General features: G+C 60.5%; 19 protein-coding genes and 1 pseudogene. 8 read left to right on the top strand and 12 right to left on the bottom strand.

Features of this window, described 5'->3' with window-relative positions:
* The 3 genes from HA43_RS16835 to HA43_RS16825 form a co-directional block, all read right to left on the bottom strand.
* The coding region (locus HA43_RS16835; protein ID WP_094112181.1) for a hybrid sensor histidine kinase/response regulator at nt 1–2701 on the bottom strand (2701 nt) is incomplete at its 3' end.
* Nucleotides 2683–3267, bottom strand: coding sequence for a response regulator transcription factor (locus HA43_RS16830; RefSeq protein ID WP_039383269.1), 585 nt, complete (start codon nt 3265–3267; stop codon nt 2683–2685). The genes HA43_RS16830 and HA43_RS16835, both read right to left, overlap by 19 nt.
* 105 nt (nt 3268–3372) lie before the next feature.
* A complete protein-coding gene (locus HA43_RS16825; RefSeq protein ID WP_082032651.1) occupies nt 3373–3726 on the bottom strand; it encodes a YbgS-like family protein in 354 nt (117 codons plus the stop codon).
* Between the two features lie 295 nt (nt 3727–4021).
* Here HA43_RS16825 and aroG point away from each other — a divergent pair, with 295 nt between their 5' ends.
* Nucleotides 4022–5074 carry a 3-deoxy-7-phosphoheptulonate synthase AroG gene (aroG, locus tag HA43_RS16820; RefSeq protein ID WP_039383273.1) on the top strand — a complete coding sequence of 351 codons (1053 nt, stop codon included), beginning with the start codon at nt 4022–4024 and terminating at the stop codon, nt 5072–5074.
* A 57-nt stretch (nt 5075–5131) separates the two neighbouring features.
* Here aroG and gpmA read toward each other — a convergent pair whose 3' ends face one another.
* The 6 genes and pseudogenes from gpmA to modE form a co-directional block, all read right to left on the bottom strand.
* Nucleotides 5132–5884, bottom strand: coding sequence for a 2,3-diphosphoglycerate-dependent phosphoglycerate mutase (gene gpmA, locus HA43_RS16815; protein ID WP_039383274.1), 753 nt, complete (start codon nt 5882–5884; stop codon nt 5132–5134).
* A gap of 150 nt (nt 5885–6034) precedes the next feature.
* Nucleotides 6035–7069 (bottom strand): galactose-1-epimerase, encoded by a 1035-nt coding sequence (gene galM / locus HA43_RS16810; protein WP_039383276.1) that lies wholly within the window; start codon nt 7067–7069, stop codon nt 6035–6037.
* Nucleotides 7063–8211: a galactokinase gene (galK, locus tag HA43_RS16805; protein WP_094112180.1), complete on the bottom strand. Its 1149-nt coding sequence runs from the start codon at nt 8209–8211 to the stop codon at nt 7063–7065. Before galK ends, galM begins: the two co-directional genes overlap by 7 nt.
* Nucleotides 8212–9255, bottom strand: coding sequence for a galactose-1-phosphate uridylyltransferase (gene galT, locus HA43_RS16800; protein WP_094112179.1), 1044 nt, complete (start codon nt 9253–9255; stop codon nt 8212–8214).
* A gap of 258 nt (nt 9256–9513) precedes the next feature.
* Nucleotides 9514–10998 carry a molybdate ABC transporter ATP-binding protein ModF gene (gene modF / locus HA43_RS16795; RefSeq protein WP_071668997.1) on the bottom strand — a complete coding sequence of 495 codons (1485 nt, stop codon included), beginning with the start codon at nt 10996–10998 and terminating at the stop codon, nt 9514–9516.
* Nucleotides 10999–11072: 74 nt separating this feature from the next.
* Nucleotides 11073–11854, bottom strand: a pseudogene (gene modE, locus HA43_RS16790) (molybdenum-dependent transcriptional regulator).
* Nucleotides 11855–11972: 118 nt separating this feature from the next.
* On the opposite strand from modE, the gene HA43_RS16785 reads away from it, so the two are divergent.
* The 4 genes from HA43_RS16785 (at nt 11973) to modC (ending at nt 14803) form a co-directional block, all read left to right on the top strand.
* Complete coding sequence (locus HA43_RS16785; RefSeq protein ID WP_039383289.1) at nt 11973–12131, top strand: AcrZ family multidrug efflux pump-associated protein; 159 nt, start codon at nt 11973–11975, stop codon at nt 12129–12131.
* 151 nt (nt 12132–12282) lie between these two features.
* On the top strand, nt 12283–13056 hold the full coding sequence (gene modA / locus HA43_RS16780) for a molybdate ABC transporter substrate-binding protein (RefSeq protein WP_094112178.1): 774 nt from the start codon (nt 12283–12285) through the stop codon (nt 13054–13056).
* Nucleotides 13053–13745 carry a molybdate ABC transporter permease subunit gene (gene modB / locus HA43_RS16775; RefSeq protein WP_039383292.1) on the top strand — a complete coding sequence of 231 codons (693 nt, stop codon included), beginning with the start codon at nt 13053–13055 and terminating at the stop codon, nt 13743–13745. Before modA ends, modB begins: the two co-directional genes overlap by 4 nt.
* Nucleotides 13745–14803: a molybdenum ABC transporter ATP-binding protein ModC gene (gene modC / locus HA43_RS16770; RefSeq protein WP_094112177.1), complete on the top strand. Its 1059-nt coding sequence runs from the start codon at nt 13745–13747 to the stop codon at nt 14801–14803. The genes modB and modC overlap by 1 nt, the downstream gene beginning before the upstream one ends.
* A 15-nt stretch (nt 14804–14818) precedes the next feature.
* On the opposite strand, the gene HA43_RS16765 is transcribed toward modC, so the two are convergent.
* Nucleotides 14819–15637, bottom strand: a complete 819-nt coding sequence (locus tag HA43_RS16765) for a pyridoxal phosphatase (protein ID WP_039383296.1) — start codon at nt 15635–15637, stop codon at nt 14819–14821.
* Between the two features lie 148 nt (nt 15638–15785).
* Between HA43_RS16765 and pgl the strand changes: the two genes are divergently transcribed.
* Nucleotides 15786–16772: a 6-phosphogluconolactonase gene (gene pgl, locus HA43_RS16760; protein WP_039383299.1), complete on the top strand. Its 987-nt coding sequence runs from the start codon at nt 15786–15788 to the stop codon at nt 16770–16772.
* Nucleotides 16773–16841: 69 nt separating this feature from the next.
* Here the strand turns inward: pgl and HA43_RS16755 are convergent, their stop codons facing one another.
* Together HA43_RS16755 and bioA are read right to left on the bottom strand one after the other, a co-directional pair.
* The gene (locus tag HA43_RS16755) at nt 16842–17318 is read right to left on the bottom strand and encodes a kinase inhibitor (protein WP_065649814.1); all 477 of its coding nucleotides are present in this window, start codon (nt 17316–17318) and stop codon (nt 16842–16844) included.
* A 67-nt stretch (nt 17319–17385) separates the two neighbouring features.
* Complete coding sequence (gene bioA / locus HA43_RS16750; RefSeq protein WP_094112176.1) at nt 17386–18678, bottom strand: adenosylmethionine--8-amino-7-oxononanoate transaminase; 1293 nt, start codon at nt 18676–18678, stop codon at nt 17386–17388.
* Between the two features lie 85 nt (nt 18679–18763).
* Here bioA and bioB point away from each other — a divergent pair, with 85 nt between their 5' ends.
* Nucleotides 18764–19795, top strand: coding sequence for a biotin synthase BioB (gene bioB / locus HA43_RS16745; protein WP_094112175.1), 1032 nt, complete (start codon nt 18764–18766; stop codon nt 19793–19795).
* The coding region (locus tag HA43_RS16740; RefSeq protein WP_128083825.1) for an aminotransferase class I/II-fold pyridoxal phosphate-dependent enzyme at nt 19796–20666 on the top strand (871 nt) is incomplete at its 3' end.

Genomic DNA, 20666 nt, shown 5'->3' with positions numbered 1-20666 from the left:
CCAGCGCCTGCAGCGTAACGGGCTTCACCAGCTGCGCCTCATGCGCCTGCAGCGGCAGGCGCAAGCGCTGCACGTCGGCGGAACAGATCACGCGCAGGGCAGGGTGTGGTCGTTGCCGCTGGCGGCGGCGCAGAATGCGCAGCAGCGTCAGGCCATCGGGATGCGGCATCATCTGATCGATAAACAGCACATCAAACGGCTGCCTGGCATCGGCGAGCAGCAGGGCGCGTCCCGCATCAAAGGTCTCAGCCTGAATGCCAAAAGCAGCCAGCTGCTGCTGCAGCACCAGCAGATTAGCGGGATGATCGTCAACAATCGCCACCCGCAGCTGCGGATAGCGCGGCCAGACCGGATCGTCGCCGGCATCCACAATGTCACAGGGCGTCAGCGGCAGCGTTACGCTGACGCGTGTGCCCTGGCCCGGCGCAGAGCTCAGCTGCAGCGTACCGCCCATTCGCTGTACGATTTCCCGGCAGATAAAGAGCCCCAGACCGCTGCCCTGTACCGCATGACGCCGGCCAGACGGCGCCTGATACCATGGCTCAAACAGGTGTGCCTGTTCGCTGAGCGGAATGCCGCTGCCGCTGTCCGTCACAACAAGCGTAATCTGCTCCTCTGCCGCCAGCGTAAGGCTTATTTCGCCTTCACGGGTGAACTTCAGTGCATTAGCCACCAGGTTATTAATGACCTGCTGCAGGCGATCGCTATCCAGCAGCACGCTGGCGGGCAGCGGCGTCAGGGCCGTTACGCGCAGCTGCGGACCGCCGGGGCGCATCAGCGGATGATAAAGCTGCCGCTGCTGCTGCAGCCAGCGGGAGAGATTCAGCGGGTGCGGATTCAGGCGGAAACTCTGATTCTCAATCCGCGCATGATCCTGCAAATCGTTCAGCAGCGCCATTAGCGAGCGGGCGCTGCTGTGCATCAGCGCGATCCGTGAGGGCACATGCTGCTGCTGTTCCAGCTCCAGCAGGCCAAGGATCGCCTGCATCGGCGTGCGCAGTTCATGACTGACGGTCGCGAGAAACTGGCTTTTAGCCGCACTGGCGCGCTCCGCTTCTGCGCGCTGCCGCCGTTCACGCCGCTGCTGCAGCACGTGACGCAGCTGCAGCAGCAGCAGCCCTGCAATAATCAGCGCCGCTGCAAACAGCAGCAGTTTTGGTATGCTGCGCATCATCATCGTGCTGCCGGGCTGCGGCGGCTGCGCCCAGCTTGCCCGCATCTGGTTCAGCGTTTCTGGCGGTATCTGTTGCAGCGCGCGATCGAGCAGGGCGCGCAGCTGCGGCTGCTGCGGGGTTACCCGGGGCGCCATCGGCCAGGCGATATCGCTGGCGGCAAACGCCAGACGCAGCGCGCTGTCATCGCGGCTGGCCAGCCGCCAGCGTGCTGAGATCACATTATCCACCAGCGCATCAATCTGTCCGCTGCCGAGCGCCTGCCAGAGCCGGGTGCGGTCGTCAAACCACTGTGGCGTAATACCCGGCGGCAGCAGCTGACGGGCCAGATCGCCGCGCAGTACGCCAAGACGTTTGCCCTGCAGCGAGGACCAGTCGGCAGGCGCAAGCGGCATCCGGCTGTAAACGCCCCAGATAGCACGCCATACCGGAAGCGTGGTGGAGGCCGCATCGGGCGTATCCAGAGGCTCCAGCAGCGTAAGCATCACCGCCTGCTGTGCCAGCAGCGCCTGCGCCTGCTGCGGGTTAGCGACCCAGCGCGGCGTGAAGCGGATGCCGGTGCTCTGGCCCAGCGCATTAAGCAGGTCAATACCAAAGCCGCGCGCGTTACCGCTGGCGTCCCGGTAGCTCCAGGGGGCATTATCTGGCGCGGCGGCGTAGGTGACAACGGGATGCGCCGCCAGCCACTGCTGCTCTGCCGGGCTGAGCATCAGCGTCTGCGTATCCTGATAGCGCGGCAGCGGCGGGCTCCAGCGCTGAGCAACCTGCCGGCTGAACTCCGCCGGCAGCAGGCGAAGCTGCGCATCGATCCATGTTGTCAGCGCCGGATCGCGGGCGATCGTGCGCAGCGTCAGTACCGCATCCGGATCGGCGGTGATCTGGTAGATCTCTCCCTGCTGCAGCTGGCTGAGCAGAAAGCCGGCGCTGGCTTCATCGGCGACCAGATAATCACTCTGCTGATTGAGCAGGGCGTAGAGCGCCTGTAAGTTGCCGGCCAGCGGATGCCAGCGGTGGCGCGCTGCCAGCTCCGGCGGCAGCTGCGTCAGCGTGCTGCCGGCAATCGTCAGCTGAGCGTTATCGCTGTTAAACATTACCGCGCGCTGATTTGCACGGTTGCGGTAAATACGGAGCGGCGTGCTGAACCAGCTGGCGCTGAGCGAGGCGCCGGCAGGCAGCGGTGCGCTTTCAGTCGTCAAAACCAGGTCCACCTCACCGCGCTTCAGCGCCTGCAGCTGCGCGCTCCGGTCAGGGTAGCCCTGCAGCTGAAACCGTACGCCGCTCTGCTGGCTGAGGGCGCTGAGATAGTCAGCATCAATGCCCCACAGGCGATCGCCGATGCGCATCGACCAGGGCGCGCTATTTTGCACCGGCACCGCCACGCGCAGCTGCGTGGCGGGCGGTGGCGCAGCGTGAGGCACCGGCATAACCGCAGGCAGCATGACGCTGCTGGCGGGCAGCAGTTCAGCGCGTGCGCCGGCTACCAGCAGCAAGCAGAGCAGCCAGAGCCGCTTCACTGCTGCGCTTTCCACAGTTCAGCCAGCTCAACCACCGAGGTCACGCCGGTCTTGGCCATGATATTTTTTTTATGCGTGCTGACGGTTTTATTGCTGATATGCAGCTGCTCACCAATCTGCAGGTTAGAGAGGCCGCGCACCAGCAGCGCTACAATCTGCTGCTCTTTCTCCGTCAGCGGCAGGTCCAGGCGCTCCGGCAGCGGCGGAAAGGCCTGCTGTCCCCCCAGCACTGCAAGGATGGCGCTGAGCAGCTGAGCCATGCTCTGGCTTTTCACCACATAGCCTGCCGCCCCCAGCGAAGCGGCGCTCAGTAAGGTGTGGCGGCTCTGCTGTGCAGAGTAGATCAGCACCGGGCGCTGTGCATCGCGGGCGCGCAGGCGGCGCAGCAGCTCTAAGCCATCACAATCCGGCAGGCCGATATCAAGAATAATGACGTCAATATTATGCTGCTGCAGGCAGGCGCGTGCCTGAGATTCATCAGCGGCGGCATAGAGCTGCAGAGGAATAGGGGCGTGCTGGCAGGCAGCCTGAAGTGCGACTTCAACCAGCGGGTGATCGTCAATAAGCAGTAGGGTAGCCATGTCACCGTTCCTGTGAATTTCATGGCGGTTAGCATAGCGGAAAAGCGGGGCCGGCAAAAATAAAGGGCGAGCCTGCGCTCGCCCTGATTACCGCAGAGACATCTCTTACTGAGTTGTGCCGTCGGTTTTGGTATTCACGTTGTCGCTACCCGATTTGGTTTCGACTTTTTTGTTCATGTCCGGGCAGCGGCCATCTTTGCACATGGTGTTTTTGTGCACCTCTTTGGCAGACATATCGCCTGACTCAGTGCCTGACATTGCTGCGCCGTTGGTATTGGTGTTGCCGGTGTTGATATCGCTATTATCAACATTGTGCGGAGGCAGATTCTGTTTTGCGCCGCCCGCTGCCGCACCCGCTTCAGCTGATGCGTTGGCCTGTCCATTGTTGTTTGCAGCCATCGCTGCACCGCTACCCAGAGTCATTGCTGCCGTCAGAAAAACAATTGCAAACTTATTCATCATTATGCTCCTGTAATAAATGGATAGTTGCCGTTTGACACCCACGGGTGCTGTGTGACGAAAAAAGCGGGCCGTAACGAAATTAAATTTCGTCAGGAGTGTTCGGCGTAAAAATATATAGTGTAAGCGACTCGTTCCTCAGTGCTTACGTTTAAAAGCTTAGTCTATGGCTCTATAAATGCAAATGAGACAAAAGCATTTTCATAACGCTCTTAATTTACTCATGCCGGCTGAAGGGATAGATTGAAGGGGTTACGTCCGGCGCACGCAGGGCGAAAATCTGAATGGAATAAGTATGGATTACCAGAACGACGATTTACGCATTAAAGAGATCAAAGAGTTACTTCCCCCGGTAGCGCTGCTGGAGAAATATCCGGCAACGGAGCGCGCGGCGGCGACCGTATCGCAGGCGCGTCAGGCCATTCACCGCATTTTGCATGGCGAGGACGATCGCCTGCTGGTGGTGATCGGTCCCTGCTCAATCCACGACACGGCAGCGGCGAAAGAGTACGCTGCACGCCTGCTGACGCTGCGCGATGAGCTGAGCGGCGAGCTGGAAGTGGTGATGCGCGTCTATTTTGAAAAGCCGCGCACCACGGTGGGCTGGAAAGGGCTGATTAACGATCCCCACATGGATGGCAGCTTTCAGATTAATGAAGGACTGCGTCTGGCGCGTAAGCTGCTGGTGGATATCAACGACACCGGTCTGCCGGCTGCCGGCGAGTTTCTGGATATGATCACGCCGCAATATATGGCCGATCTGATGAGCTGGGGCGCCATCGGTGCACGCACCACCGAATCGCAGGTGCATCGCGAACTCTCTTCCGGTCTCTCCTGTCCGGTAGGGTTCAAAAATGGCACCGACGGTACGATCAAAGTCGCTATTGACGCCATTGGCGCGGCCAGCGCGCCGCACTGCTTCCTGTCAGTAACCAAATATGGGCACTCGGCTATCGTTGAGACGCGCGGCAATGAAGATTGCCACATCATCCTGCGCGGCGGCAGAGAGCCAAACTACAGCGCTGAGCACGTTGCGGCAGTGAAGAGCGGGCTGGAAAAAGCGGGCCTGCGTCCGCAGGTGATGATCGATTTCAGCCATGCCAACAGCAGCAAGCAGTTCCAGCGGCAGATGGTTGTGGCGGAAGATGTGGCACAGCAGATTGCCGGCGGCGAGCAGGCGATTACCGGCGTGATGATTGAGAGCCATCTGGTGGAAGGCAATCAGAGCCTGGAGAGCGGGAAGCCGCTGGTATACGGCCAGAGCGTAACCGATGCCTGCATTGGCTGGGAAGATACGGAAACAGCGCTGCGTCAGCTGGCGCAGGCGATCCGTACCCGTCGCGGCTGAGCGTGACGCATAAAAAAGGCCAGACAAACGTCTGGCCTTCAGGTTTACTGCGGAGGTTTACTTCGCTTTACCCTGGTTTGCCACGGCCGCGGCTTTCGCTGCGATCTCATCGGCATCACCCAGATAGTAGTGTTTGATTGGCTTGAAGTTTTCATCGAACTCATACACCAGCGGCACGCCGGTCGGGATGTTCAGTTCGAGGATCTCATCTTCGCTCATGTTATCGAGATATTTTACCAGCGCGCGCAGCGAGTTACCGTGTGCGGCAATGATAACTTTCTCACCGCTTTTAATGCGCGGCAGAATGGTTTCGTTCCAGTAAGGGATAACGCGGTCGATGGTCAGCGCCAGGCTCTCGGTGGTAGGCAGCTGCGCCTCGGTCAGTGATTTGTAACGCGCATCGTGGCCGGGGAAACGCTCATCGCTGCGATCCAGCTCTGGCGGAGTAATGGCAAAACCACGACGCCACTGCTTAACCTGGTCATCACCATATTTAGCCGCGGTTTCTGCTTTATCCAGCCCCTGCAGCGCACCGTAGTGACGCTCATTCAGACGCCAGGTTTTCTCTACCGGCAGCCAGGCCTGATCCAGTTCATCCAGCACGTTCCACAGGGTGTGGATGGCACGTTTCAGCACGGAGGTATAGGCGAAATCGAACACGAAGCCCTCTTTCTTCAGCAGCTGACCCGCCGCTTTCGCTTCGGTACGACCTTTGTCAGAGAGATCCACATCATACCATCCGGTGAAGCGGTTTTCCTGATTCCACTGGCTTTCGCCGTGACGGACCAGAACCAGCTTAGTTACGGCCATAGCTTTACTCCTTAATGCTTAAGTAGATTAGTAATGAACCCGGCTGCGGCCGCCTGAAGCGGCGGCACACTGATAGCGCCATACCATAACGGAAAACGGCGCACGGCGTAAGTCTGTCGCATACGCAGTGCGCGTTTTTCAGCCGTCGTCTCAGTGTGCCGTAAAGCGATACCGCGTCTCTGAGCGCCAGATGTCACCGGGTTGCAGCCAGCAATCGGGCTGCGGCCACTCGCTATGGTTAGGCGAATCGGGTAAAAATTCACTCTCCAGCGCAATGCCCTGGAAAGCAGTATAGCTCTCCTGCTCGCGGGCGCGCGTTCCCGCCAGGTAGTTGCCGGTATAGAACTGCAGCGCAGGTGCCGTGGTAAACACGCTGAGCTGCAGCGCGCCGTCAGCGGACCAGAGTCCGGCGGCACACTGCGTGATGTCACCTGCCGCGTTCAGTAAAAACGCGTGATCGTAGCCTTTGACCGCCTGCTGATCGGCATCAGCCAGAAACTCGTCCGCCACGCGCTTAGGCTGGCGGAAGTCGAAGCTGGTCGCCGCAACGGCTTTCAGCGGCGCAGCGGGGATGCCCGCGCTGTCTACCGGCAGGTAACGATCTGCCTGCAGTTGTAACCGATGCTGGCGGGCGTCGCCATGATGCGCATCAAGGTTAAAGTAGGCGTGGTTAGTCAGGTTAACCGGGCAGGCGCGATCGGTCTCCGCCTGATAGCGGATCGCCAGCGTATTATCCTCCGTCAGTTCATAGGTCACGGAGGCGATAAGATTACCCGGATAGCCCTGATCGCCATCCGGCGAGTCGAGCCGATAGTGCACGCTGCTGTCGCTCTGGCTGACAATCTGCCAGCGGCGTTTGTCAAACCCTTCCGGCCCGCCGTGCAGCTGATGCGGCCCCTGATTGGCAGCCAGCTTCAGATTAAGCGTCTTTAGCTCAGCCTGCGCGATGCGATTGGCGTAGCGGCCAATCGTGGCGCCGAGATAGGCGTCCTGATGCAGATAATCTGACGGCGTAGCGCAGCCCAGCAGCGCTTCACGCACGCTGCCATCCCGCATCGGCACGCGCGCCGAAAGCCAGGTGGCACCCCAGTCCATAAAGGTGGCCACCATGCCGTGACGGTTGCGCAGAACCGTGATGCGCCACGGCTGTCCGTCTGGCGCATGGGAGTTGACGTCGCTTACCATTGACCCGCTCCCTCTGAGGCCTTGCAGACGTAGAAGGTTTCTTTGATACCGGTCTGCGCTTCATATTTTTCCGCCACGGCCGCTCTGACCTGATCTACCCGCTCTGCCGGCATCAGCGCCACGATGCAGCCGCCAAAGCCGCCGCCGGTCATGCGCACGCCGCCGTGCGGACCCACTTCCTGTTTAACAATCGCCACCAGCTGATCGATTGCCGGCACGGTGATCTCAAAATCGTCGCGCATAGAGGCGTGTGAAGCCGCCATCAGCTCGCCCATGCGTTCAAGATCGCCCTGACTCAGCGCGTCGGCCGCTTCCAGCGTCCGGGCGTTTTCGGTAATAACATGACGCACGCGCTTCGCCACCAGCTTATCCAGCTCATGCTCGCGTGCTTCAAACTCCTCCAGCGTGACGTCGCGCAGCGCCGGTTTGTTAAAGAAGCGCGCGCCGGTCTCACACTGCTCGCGGCGGGTATTATATTCACTGCCTACCAGCGAGCGGCGGAAATTGCTGTTGATAATAACCACGGCGACGTTGTCCGGCATCGGCACCGCACGGGTCGCCAGGGTGCGGCAGTCGAGCAGCATGGCGTGATCCTGTTTGCCGAGTGCTGAAATCAGCTGATCCATAATGCCGCAGTTACAGCCAACAAACTGGTTCTCCGCCTCCTGGCCGTTGACCGCAATCGCCGCGCCATCGAGATCCAGCTGCCAGAGTTCACGGAATACCGTGCCGACGGCCACTTCCAGTGACGCAGAGGAGCTGAGGCCGGCGCCCTGCGGCACGTTGCCGCTGATCACCATATCCACGCCGCCGGTGCCGGCGTCACGCTGCTGCAGGTGTTTCACCACGCCGCGCACATAGTTGGCCCACATCGGCTCTTTTACCGGTTCGATCGGCGCATCCAGCGAGAAGCTATCCTGCTGGTTGTCATAATCCATGGCGATCACCCGGACCTGGCGATCGTCGCGGCGTGCGCAGGCGATTACCGTCTGATAATCGATAGCGCACGGCAGCACAAAGCCGTCGTTGTAATCGGTGTGTTCACCAATCAGATTGACGCGGCCCGGCGCCTGAATGGTATGGGTGGCAGCATAACCAAAGGTGTCAGCGAACAGCTGCCGGGTAGTCGATTTCAAAGACATTTATTGCGCCTCACGAAAATGGATATCGCTGACAGAGCGCAGACGTTCTGCTGCCTGCTCCGCCGTTAAATCACGTTGGGTTTCAGCCAGCATCTCATAGCCGACCATAAATTTACGCACAGTTGCCGAGCGCAGCAGCGGTGGATAGAAGTGCGCATGCAGCTGCCAGTGATCGCCGGCCTCTTCGGTAAACGGCGCGCCGTGCCAGCCCATCGAATAGGGGAATGAGCACTGGAACAGATTGTCATAGCGGCTGGTCAGCAGCTTAAGCGCGCGCGCCAGGTCGCTGCTCTGCTCTGCGCTGAGTTCGGTCAGGCGTTTTACGTGCGTTTTTGGCAGCAGCAGGGTTTCAAACGGCCAGGCGGCCCACCACGGTACCACGGCGATCCAGTGTGCCGTCTCCACGACGGTACGGCTGCCGTCCTGCTGCTCGCGTGCCGCGTAATCCAGCAGCAGCGGCATGCCTTTTTCGGCATAGTAACGGCGCTGGTTATCATCCTCTTTCTGCGCTTCATTAGGCAGAAAGCTGTTAGCCCAGATCTGACCGTGCGGATGCGGATTGGAGCAGCCCATGGCCGCGCCTTTGTTCTCAAACACCTGCACCCACGGATAGTGCTGCCCCAGCTCAGCGCTCTGCTGCTGCCAGGTCGCAACAATGGCTTCGAGGTTGCTCAGCGACAGCTCCGGCAGCGTTTTGCTGTGATCGGGCGAAAAGCAGATCACCCGGCTGGTGCCGCGGGCGCTTTCACAGCGCATCAGCAGGTCGTCGCTCTGCGGCGCATCCGGGGTCTCCTCCATCAGCGCAGCAAAGTCGTTAGTGAAGACATAGGTGTTGGTGTAATCAGGGTTTTTATCACCGGTGATACGGGTATTGCCCGCGCACAGAAAGCAGTCGGGATCGTGCGCCGGCAGCGTCTCACGCGCTGGCGTCTCCTGCGCGCCCTGCCACGGGCGTTTCGCCCGGTGCGGTGACACCAGGACCCACTGATCGGTTAACGGGTTATAGCGGCGATGCGGATGATCCACCGGATTAAATTTTTGCATAACTTGTCCTGGTAACGGCAAACAGTAAACGTTTTCTGCGCTCAAACTAGCATATGCCCGCAGGCAAAAGCGTGATCAAGTCTGGATAAATGGTATCGTTTACACAAGTCGCTTATTCTTAATTTTGCGGTCTGTGAAACAGATGGATTCAAATTTAGCACAGATTAGTGGTAGCGATTACATTGGCAGGTGAGGCACCGGTCGCCTGCCTGACGGAGCAGGCGATCGGCAAGGCAGAGTAAGCGGGGCAGAACGCGGTCAGGGCTGCGGCGTGCGCAACGCCTCCTGCTGATAACAGTAACCCTGCGGGGTTTTGACAAAGCTGAGGCGATGGGTAATACAGCGCGGCGCATCTTCAGCGTGGTGCGAGACGAACAGCAGCTGGGTGCGGCCTTCACCAATCAGCACATCCGTAAAGCGGCGTACCAGCTGACGGTTAATCGGGTCCAGCCCCTGCAGCGGCTCATCCAGAATCAGCAGGGCGGGATGTTTAACCAGCGCGCGCGCAATCAGCACCAGCCGCTGCTGACCCCAGGAGAGGCTGTGAAAAGGGGCATCTGCCAGCGCGTTATCCATGCCGAGCAGCGCCAGCCACTGACGCGCCAGCGCTTTCTGCCGCTCTGAAACGGCCTGGTAAAGGCCAATCGAGTCAAAAAAGCCGGAGAGCACCACGGTGCGCACGCTGCAGCTTACCCGGTAGTCAAGGTGCAGGCTGCTGCTGACGTAGCCGATATGCTGCTTAATATCCCAGATGGTTTCGCCGCTGCCGCGCCGGATGCCAAACAGCGTTAAGTCGTTGCTGTAGCCCTGCGGATGATCGCCGGTCACCAGGCTAAGCAGGGTGGATTTGCCGGCGCCGTTTGGCCCGGTAATCTGCCAGTGTTCGCCGGCGTTAACCTGCCAGCTGAGGTTATCGATGATAGGACAATCATCATAGGCGACCCTGCCATGACGCAGTATTACGCGTGGCGTGTCAACGGCCAGCGCCGGCAGCAGATCGGGGCGATCTGCCTCCGGCAGCGCCATGCCCTGCAATCGTTCGCTGTGCGCCAGCTGGGCCACCAGCGCTTCCGCCAGCAGCGTCCTGCGGTCACCGGCGTGGGTCAGGGTGCACTCTGCCAGCACGCCCGCCTGCTGAATGAAATCGGGGATATCTTCAAACCGGTTCAGCACCAGCACCAGCGTATAGCCCTGCGTATGCAGCTGCTGCAGCAGCGCGGTGAGGCTGGCGCGCGACGCGACGTCCAGCCCGTCAAACGGCTCATCAAGGATCAGCAGATCCGGCTCTGCCATCAGCGCCTGACAAAGCAGAGTTTTGCGGGTTTCACCGGTAGAGAGATATTTAAAGCGGCGATCCAGCAAATCCTGGATACCAAACTGCTGCGCCAGCGCGCGGCAGCGGGCTTCATCGCTGACGTCCGCCTGGACGATCTCTGCAGCGGTGCGGCCGGTATCCTCTTCCCCTTCGCTGAGCATATCGGTGTTATTGCGCTCCCACTCCTCACTCACCAGCTGCTGCAGCTGCTCAAATGAGAGGCGGATCGGCCGGCGAAAATCGCTGCTGAAGTGGCCTTTTCCCGCGTTAAGTTCACCTGCCAGCACCCGGGCCAGGGCAGATTTACCGCTGCCGTTAGCGCCAACAAAGGCCCAGCTCTCACCGCGCTGAACGGTCAGCGCGTTAATGCTGAGCGCGCGATGGTGACTAAGATGAAATGTGCCTTGCGAAATTTGCAATAAAGACATGATGTATTCCGGTTTGTGCATCGTTGTTACTGTTGTAACGGCCGCTGCTACGGAAGTCAATCAGGGCAGAGGCGTCAGATTAGCGTGGCAATAATCGCCTGTTCAGCGCTAAAGCAGGCGGTGACTGCGTCGCCTGGCCGCAGCGGCTGTTGCGCCAGCTGCGCTGCGCTCAGGGTAGCGCACAGCGTTTCACCACCGCTCAGCGTCAGCAGCACTTCGCTCATCTCTTCTCCCTCTTCAATGGCGCTGACCTGAGCAGAGAGGGCGTTATCGCCGGGTTCTCCTTCGTCACCGAGCCGGATCCACGGCGCTTTAATCAGCACCAGCACCTCTTTTCCGGGTACCAGCTGCAGCCGCTGCGCGCTGCGCGCGGTCAGCGCCACGTTAACCGGGGTCACGCCATCGGCCAGTACCACCTCAATATGCTGCTGCACCGGCCGGTTATCACGCTGCGCACGGTAGCAAACAGCTGATTACGCGCGCTGGTCTGCAGCGAGAAGCGCGCAATCGCAGCCAGCAGGCTGTCGAGCGGCAGGTTATCCTGCTGCAGGGCATCAAACGCTTTCTGCTGGATCTGCGCCAGCAGATCGAACAGCTGGATCAGTCGTGCGCCATAGCGCGTCAGACGGGCGCCGCCGCCGCCTTTGCCGCCGGTAGCCCGCTCAACCAGCGTCTCATCCGCCAGCTGGTTCATCTCGTTGATGGCGTCCCAGGCGCTTTTATAACTGATGCCCGCCAGCCGGGCACCCTGACTGATTGACCCCGTCTCAGCAACCCGCCGCAGCAGTTCAATACGGCGCGGATCGGCAAACAGTTTCTGCTGAAGACGAATATGAAGTGAGAGATCGGCTTGCATGTCAGCTCCTTTAGTCGGAAGCGGGTAGTGTACGGCGTAAAGTAAAAGCACGAAAAGGGCAGTGCCTTTTTTTCCGCTGCCGCTACAATCACTTTTTTAAATTCTGCGTGAGGTTTCCATGCTGGAACTGATAAAAAGCCTGGCCGTCGCGGTCATCATGGTGCCGATTGTGATGGCGATTATGCTGGGTCTGATTTACGGCCTCGGAGAGGTGTTTAACATTATCTCCAAATTTGGCCGCCGCAATGACCGCCCGGCGAAAAGCTCACAGCACTGATTGACCCGCCCGCACGCTGCGGGCGTTTTTTTATCAATTTCCGCCCGCTCCTGCCGATACCCACTCTGATAATATTTATCCGCATGCTGCGCATAGCGGCATCTGCCCAGGCGTTGTATCATTCGGTATACAACGAAACAGGGAGTCTGACATGCTGAACAAATCTTCTTACTGGCTGGCTACGGCTACGCTGACCCTTTCGCTGGCGGGCCAGGCGGTGGCGGCTGATAAAATTACGGTGTTTGCTGCAGCATCACTGACCAATGCGCTGCAGGAGATCGCTACCCGGTATCAGCAGCAGAGTGGGACCGAAGTGGTCTCCTCGTTTGCCTCCTCCTCCACGCTGGCACGCCAGATTGAACAGGGCGCGCCGGCCGATCTCTTTATCTCTGCCGATCAGCAGTGGATGGATGACGCGGCGGCAAAACAGAGTATTGAAGCGGAGACGCGCGTAACGCTATTGGGTAACGATCTGGTGCTGATCGCGCCTAAAGCTGCCGGCGCGGCACCCGTAACCATCTCTGCCGCCACCAACTGGAAAAATCTGCTGCAGGGGCAGCGTCTGGCGGTGGGCGATCCGGCACATGTGCCCGCCGGGATTTACGCCAAAGCAGCGCTGCAGAAGCTGGGCGCCTGGCAGCAGCTCGCGTCACAGCTTGCGCCAGCCAGCAACGTGCGCGCCGCGCTGGCGCTGGTTGAGCGTAACGAAACCCCCTATGGCATCGTGTATGGATCTGACGCCGTGGCAAGTAAAGGGGTGATGGTTGCCGGGCGTTTTCCCGCCGACTCGCATCCGCCGGTAGAGTATCCTATGGCAATTGTTAACGCGCATCAGAACGCGGCGGTCACCGCCTTCTGGCACTATCTGCAGGGGCCTGAGGCCGCGGCTATTTTTAAACAGTATGGATTTACGCCAAAAAGATGATACTGAGCGATCCCGAGTGGCAGGCTGTTGCGCTCAGCCTGAAAGTTTCCTGCGTGGCGGTGCTGTGCAGCCTGCCGTTTGGCATTCTCATGGCCTGGATTCTGGCACGCTGCCGTTTTCCGGGTAAAACGCTGCTCGATAGCCTGGTGCATCTGCCGCTGGTGCTGCCGCCGGTAGTGGTGGGCTATCTGCTGCTGCTGGCGCTGGGACGTCGCGGCGCGATCGGTGCCTGGCTCTGGGAGTGGTTTGGCTTTACCTTCGCCTTCAGCTGGCGCGGTGCGGCGCTGGCGGCGGCGGTGATGGCATTTCCGCTGATGGTGCGCGCCATCCGGCTGGCGCTGGAGGCGGTGGATACCCGGCTGGAGCAGGCCGCGCGAACGCTGGGAGCGGGGCGCTGGCGGGTCTTCTTTACTATTACGCTGCCGCTGACGCTGCCGGGCATTATTGCCGGTACCGTGCTGGCGTTTGCCCGTTCGCTGGGGGAGTTTGGCGCCACGATCACCTTTGTCTCCAATATCCCCGGAGAAACCCGTACCATTCCTTCCGCGATGTTTTCCCTGATTGAAACGCCGGGTGCAGAAAGCACCGCCGCGCGGCTCTGTGCGGTGGCTATCGCACTGGCGCTGCTGTCGCTGGTGGCGTCAGAATTACTGGCGCGCTGGGGCCGCAAACGCTGGGGGATCGCCTGATGCTGACGCTGCAGTTTTCCCAGCGGCTGGGTGATCATTTGCTGGAGCTGGATACGACGCTGCCGGCGCACGGTATTACCGCCGTGTTTGGCGTCTCGGGCGCGGGTAAAACGTCGCTGATCAACGCTATCAGCGGCCTGACCCAGCCGCAGCAGGGCCGCATACAGATCAATGAACGGCTGCTGTTTGACAGCGCGCGCGGCATCAATCTGCCGCCGGAGCAGCGGCGTATCGGCTATGTGTTTCAGGACGCGCGACTCTTTCCGCACTATCGGGTGCGCGGCAATCTGCAGTACAGCATGGCCGCATCAATGAAGCCGCAGTTTGCGCAGCTGGTGACGCTGCTGGGACTGGATGCGCTGCTGGATCGCTTTCCGGCCACGCTTTCAGGCGGTGAAAAACAGCGCGTGGCGATTGGCCGGGCGCTGCTGAGTGCGCCCGATCTGCTGCTGATGGATGAACCCCTGGCGTCACTGGATCTGCCGCGCAAGCGTGAGCTGCTGCCGTGGCTGCAGCAGCTGACAAAGCAGATTGCCGTGCCGGTGCTCTACGTTTCGCACAGCCTGGATGAGATTGTGCAGCTCGCGGACAACGTGCTGGTGCTGGATAACGGCAGCGTTAAAGCGGCAGGCCCGCTGGAGAAAGTCTGGAGCAGCAGCGCAATGCGCCCCTGGCTGCCGGTCAGCGAACGCACCAGCGTGCTGCGCGTGCAGGTGCTGGAGCAGCATCCTTACTATCCCATGACCGCACTGCTGCTGGGCGATCAGCATATCTGGGTGAGTCGCGTTAACCTGCCAGCAAAAAGCACGCTGCGCATTCGCATCGCGTCAGCCGATGTCTCACTGGCGCTGCAGCCAGCCCAGCATACCTCCGTGCGTAACATTCTGCCTGCGCAGGTCATGGAGCTGCTGGATATTGACGATCAGGTCGAAGTCAGGGTCCGCATCGGCAGCAGCGAGCTCTGGGCACGCATCACGCCGTGGGCACGCGATGAGCTGGGCATTCGCGTCGATCAGTGGCTCTATGTCCAGCTCAAAAGCGTTTCAGTTATCGCCTGACGAACAGGGCTGCCGTCACAGCACTTCCCGGCGAATAATCTCTGCAATGCCCGGCTCAAGGTTGGTGCCGGTTACCTCTGCCGCGCGCGCTTTGATGGCGTCATCGGCGTTGCCCATCGCCACGCCCAGCCCCACCTGCTCCAGCATGCTAAGGTCGTTATAGTTATCGCCAAACGCCAGCACCTCCTGCATGCTGAAGCCCTGGCTCTCCACCCACTGCGCCAGGCGTTTGCCTTTGCTGTTACCCGCCTGGGCGATATCAACCTGATCGTGCCATGACCATTCACACGCCAGGCCCAGCTCCGCTTCGGTGCGTTCAGCAAACTGCTGTAATGCGCGGGTATCCGGATGTGACAGGGCAAACTTCCAGATCGCTTCAGCATCCTGCGCCGCCTGCGCCAGGCTGGGCACCTGCAGGAACAGCGGGCGCTGCGCTTCCGGCAGCGATTGCGCCCAGTTCAGCGTGCGGGTGACGTGACCGGTCGGCTCCTGGTAGAGCATGGCATCGTCGACGTACAGCAGACCGTGAATGTTCTCCTCGTCAAGCATCTCTATTACCCTTGCAGCCTGACTTTTCGCCAGCGGATCGGCGGCCAGCACTTTTTTTGCCTGATAATCATACAAATAGGTACCGTTACAGCAGATTGCGGGTGTATCAAGCTGCAGCGCCTGATAAAAAGGGTGGATAGCGCAGTGATGGCGACCGGTAACGATCAGCACTTTAACGCCCGCCTGCTGCGCGCGGGCCAGCGCCTCCAGCGATTCAGGCAGAATAGTTTTATTGGGTGTCAGCAGGGTGCCATCCAGATCGAGGGCGATTACGCGATAGCTCATTACGGGTTCCGTCTTTGAATAACCAGGCATCAAGTCTACACCTGCCAGCCGCGCTGAGACAAAAAAGCGGGCAAAAATCCCGCCAGCGTAGCCGGCTGAAACAGGCTACAGTTATCCCTTTCATCAGGCAGCGAATAAGGAAAAACGCATGAAACAAGTCGTGTATACCGCCAGTCCCGAGAGCCAGCAGATCCACGCCTGGCAGCTTCAGGAAGATGGCGCGCTGACGCTACTGCAGGTTACCGATGTGGCCGGTCAGGTGCAGCCAATGGTGGTGAGCCCGAAAAAAGATTTTCTTTATGTGGGCGTACGTCCCGATTTTCGCGTGCTCGCCTACCGCATCGCCGCAGACGGAACGCTGACGCTGGCGGGTGAAGCGCCGCTGCCAGGCAGCCCGACGCATATCTCCACCGATCGCGAAGGCCGGTTTCTCTTCTGCGGCTCCTATAACGACGCCTGCGTCAGCATCAGTCCGCTGGATGAGAACGGACTGCCGCAGGCCCCGTCGCAGGTGATCAACGGCCTTGAGGGATGCCACTCCGCCAACATCGACCTGGATAACGAGACGCTGCTGGTGCCGGCGCTGAAGCAGGATCGTATCTGCCGTTTTCAGCTGCATCAGGATGGCACGCTGACGCCGCACGCGCAGGCAGACGTCAATACTGCCGCAGGCGCAGGCCCGCGCCATATGGCGTTTCATCCCGGCGGCGCTTATGGCTATGTGGTCAATGAACTCAACAGCACGGTGGATGTCTGGTCACTGCAGGGCGAGATGAGGTGCGTACAGAGTCTGGATATGATGCCGGCTGATTTCAGCGGCACACGCTGGGCGGCAGATATTCATATCACACCGGATGGCCGGTCGCTCTACGCCTGCGATCGCACCAGCAGCACGATTACCGTGTTCAGCGTCAGTGAAGCGGGCGATGCGCTGACCATTGAGGGCCATCAGCCAACGGAAACGCAGCCGCGCGGTTTTAATATCGATAGCCGTGGCGCTTACCTGGTGGCTGCGGGACAGAAATCGCATCATATTGAAGTGTACCGGATTGCGGAGCGTGGCCTGCTGCAGCCGCTGGCGCGTTATGCGGTCGGGCAGGGGCCGATGTGGGTAGCGATCCTCGCGCTGGCGTGATGATGTCACGCAAGGTCGCCCTCAGAGGCGACCTTTATCAGGGTGCGCAGCGAAGCGCGCCCGGTGCGATCAGGCGTATTTTACCGTAACCGATGCGCTGGCAAGCGCATGGAAATGCACGTTAAAGCCGACCATTGCGCCGCTGGCGCCTTCATCCACATCCAGCGTCTCCACGTCCAGCGCGTGCACGCTGAAAATGTAGCGGTGTGATTCACCCTGCGGCGGTGCGGCGCCGCCGTAGCCGGTCTGGCCGAAGTCGGTACGGGTCTGGATGGCACTTTCAGGCAGCTCTGCCACGCCGGAACCGGCGCCCTGCGGCAGCACCGTGACCTCAGCCGGAATATTCGCTACCACCCAGTGCCACCAGCCGGAACCGGTCGGCGCATCGGGGTCGTAGCAGGTGACGACAAAGCTCTTTGTCCCTTCCGGCACCTCATCCCAGGCGAGATGGGGCGACAGGTTATCGCCCTGATAACCCATGCCGTTAAACACGTGGCGCTCTGGCATCTTATCGCCGTCGTTAAAATCCTGACTAAACAGGCGCATAACTCCTCCTTTTTTACTAATCGCGGAAGGTCATCATGGTGCAAAAGCGCAGCAGATACCAGCGGCGTCAGGGCTGAAAATGGCCAGCGTGATCCAGCGCGTCCCGAATGGCGCGGGTGAGCTGGCTCAGCGCCTGCGCAGAAATCAGATAAGGTGGCATCAGATAGATGAGCCGGCCAAACGGGCGGATCCAGACGCCGCGCTCAACAAAGAACTGCTGCAGCGCGGCCATATTCACCGGCTGATGCGTTTCGATAACGCCAATGGCACCCAGCACGCGCGCCTGCGCCACGGCGGGATGCGCCTGCAGCGGCAGCAGCTCCCGCTGCAGCTGCTGCTCAATGGCCGCGACCTGCGTCTGCCACTCGCCTTCCGCCACCATGGCCAGGCTTTCAGCGGCAACTGCGCACGCCAGCGGGTTGCCCATAAAGGTCGGGCCATGCATAAAGCAGCCAGCGGCGCTGCGGCTGATGGTGTCAGCCACCTCGCGCGTGGTCAGCGTGGCGGCGAGCGTCATCATCCCGCCGGTCAGCGCTTTGCCGAGGCATAAAATATCGGGCGTCACGCCCGCGTGTTCGCAGGCAAACAGCTTGCCGCTGCGGCCGAAGCCGGTGGCGATCTCATCGGCGATCAGCAGCAGCCCGTAGCGATCGCACAGCGCCCGCACCTGCTGCAGATAGCGCGGATGGTAAAAGCGCATCCCGCCCGCGCCCTGCACAATCGGCTCGAGGATCACCGCGGCAATGTCGCGGTGGTGCTGCTCCGCCAGCCGGGCAAAGTCGCTGAAATCGGCGTCATCCCATGCATCAGTGAAACCGCACTGCGGCGCAGCGGCAAACAGATGCTCCGGCAGATAGCCACGCCACAGGCTGTGCATTGAGTTTTCCGGATCGCATACCGCCATCGCCGCAAAGGTATCGCCGTGATAGCCGCGCTTCAGCGTCAGGAATGTCTGGCGCCTCTCGCCGCGACCCAGCCAGTACTGCAGCGCCATTTTCATGGCGACTTCCACCGCAATGGATCCGGAGTCAGCCAGAAACACGCACTCCAGCGCTTCAGGCGTCATCGCCACCAGCTGACGGCTCAGCGCGACTGCTGCCGGATGGGTAATACCGCCGAACATCACGTGTGACATCTGCGCCATCTGCTGCTGCAGTGCCTGGTTGAGACGCGGATGATTGTAGCCGTGGATCGCCGCCCACCATGACGACATACCGTCAACCAGCTCGCGTCCATCTGCCAGCTGCAGCTGGCAATCCTGGGCGGCCACCACCGGATAACAGGGCAGCGGGTCGCGCATTGAGGTGTAGGGATGCCAGATATGCTGGCGGTCAAAATCGAGGTCGTCAGGCGTGAACATCTGTCTTGTAAACCATTTTGAAAAGATTTAGTTTACAAGTATAACCACGATCATTGTCGGGATGAACCCCTTTTTGGAGTATGTAATGGCTAACCGCTGGACACTGGCTCAGGCCCAGGCCCTGTTTGATAAACCTTTTCTGGAACTGATGTTTGAGGCGCAGCAGGTGCATCGCCAGCATTTTGACCCACGTCAGGTACAGGTCAGCACGCTGCTGTCGATTAAAACCGGCGCCTGCCCGGAAGATTGTAAATATTGCCCGCAGAGCGCGCGCTACAAAACCGGACTGGAGTCAGAACGGCTGATGGAGGTGGAGGCGGTGCTCGCCTCGGCGCGTAAAGCTAAAGCGGCCGGCTCCAGCCGTTTCTGCATGGGCGCCGCATGGAAAAACCCGCACGAACGCGATATGCCTTATCTGGAGCAGATGGTGCAGGGCGTGAAAGCGCTCGGCATGGAAACCTGCATGACGCTGGGGACGCTGGAGCAAACCCAGGCGCAGCGTCTGGCTGAGGCCGGGCTCGACTTCTACAACCATAACCTCGACACCTCACCGGAATTTTACGGCAGCGTCATCACGACCCGTACCTACCAGGAGCGTCTCGATACGCTGGATAAAGTGCGCGATGCCGGTATCAAAGTTTGCTCCGGCGGCATTGTCGGTCTGGGTGAAACGGTGACGGATCGCGCCGGACTGCTGGTGCAGCTGGCAAACCTGCCGGTGCCGCCAGAGAGCGTGCCGATCAACATGCTGGTAAAAGTCAAAGGCACGCCGATGGCGGATAACGCTGACGTGGAGCCGTTTGATTTTATCCGCACTATCGCCGTAGCGCGCATCATGATGCCCTCTTCGCACGTGCGTCTCTCAGCGGGGCGTGAGCAGATGAGCGAGCAGACGCAGGCGATGTGTTTTATGGCGGGCGCTAACTCTATTTTCTATGGCTGCAAACTGCTGACCACGCCCAATCCGGAGGAGGATAAAGATCTGATCCTGTTCCGCAAGCTGGGGCTGAATCCGGAACATACCACAACCGCGAGCGGGGATAACGCACAGCAGCATCAGCTGCAGGCGCAGCTGGCTGAGGCCGATACGCCGCAGTTTTACAACGCGGCGGTGTAAATGTGGGCTGAACGTATTACCGGGGCGCTGCAGGCGCGCCGGGACGCGGATGGCTGGCGCTACCGGCGCTGTGTTGAGCAGAACAGCGTGCGGGAAATCACGCTGGACGGTCAGCGCTATCGCCACTTCTCCGGTAACGACTATCTCGGGCTGAGCCAGCATCCGGCGGTGATTGCGGCCTGGCAGCAGGGTGCGGCGCAGGCGGGAGCCGGGGCAGGGGCGTCCGCGTATGTGACCGGCTATAGCCGTTATCATGCAGAGCTGGAGCAGCAGCTGGCAGGCTGGCTCGGCTATTCACGTGCGCTGCTGTTTATCTCCGGCTTTGCCGCCAACCAGGCGATTGTTCATCTGCTGGCGCAGAAGCAGGACCGCATCGTGGCGGACAAACTGGCGCACGCGTCGCTGCTGGATGCTGCCAGTCACAGCCCGGCCACGCTGCGGCGTTTTGCGCATAATCAGCCGTCAAGTCTGCAAAAGCTGCTGGCGCAGCCGGGGGCGGGCGCCACGCTGGTGGTCACCGAAGGCGTTTTCAGCATGGATGGTGACAGCGCACCGCTGGCGGAGATTGCTGCGGCGACCCGGGCTGCGGACGGCTGGCTGCTGGTCGATGACGCGCACGGCATTGGCGTGAGCGGTGAACAGGGGCGCGGCAGCTGCTGGCAGCAGCAGGTGAAACCTGAGCTGCTGGTGGTGACGTTTGGCAAAGGCTTTGGCGTCAGCGGCGCAGCGCTGCTGTGCGATGATGCGACCGCCGATTACGTTGAACAGTTCTCGCGCCACCTTATTTACTCTACCGCCATGCCGCCGGCGCAGTGCTGCGCGCTGCTGGCGGCGCTGCAGCAGGTGCAGCAGGGCGATGCGCTGCGGGCAC

The organism is Pantoea eucrina (assembly GCF_002095385.1).
Taxonomy (GTDB): Bacteria; Pseudomonadota; Gammaproteobacteria; order Enterobacterales; family Enterobacteriaceae; genus Pantoea; species Pantoea eucrina.
The sequence above is the reverse complement of the archived record's forward strand: the minus strand, read 5'-3'. Positions and strand labels throughout refer to the sequence as shown.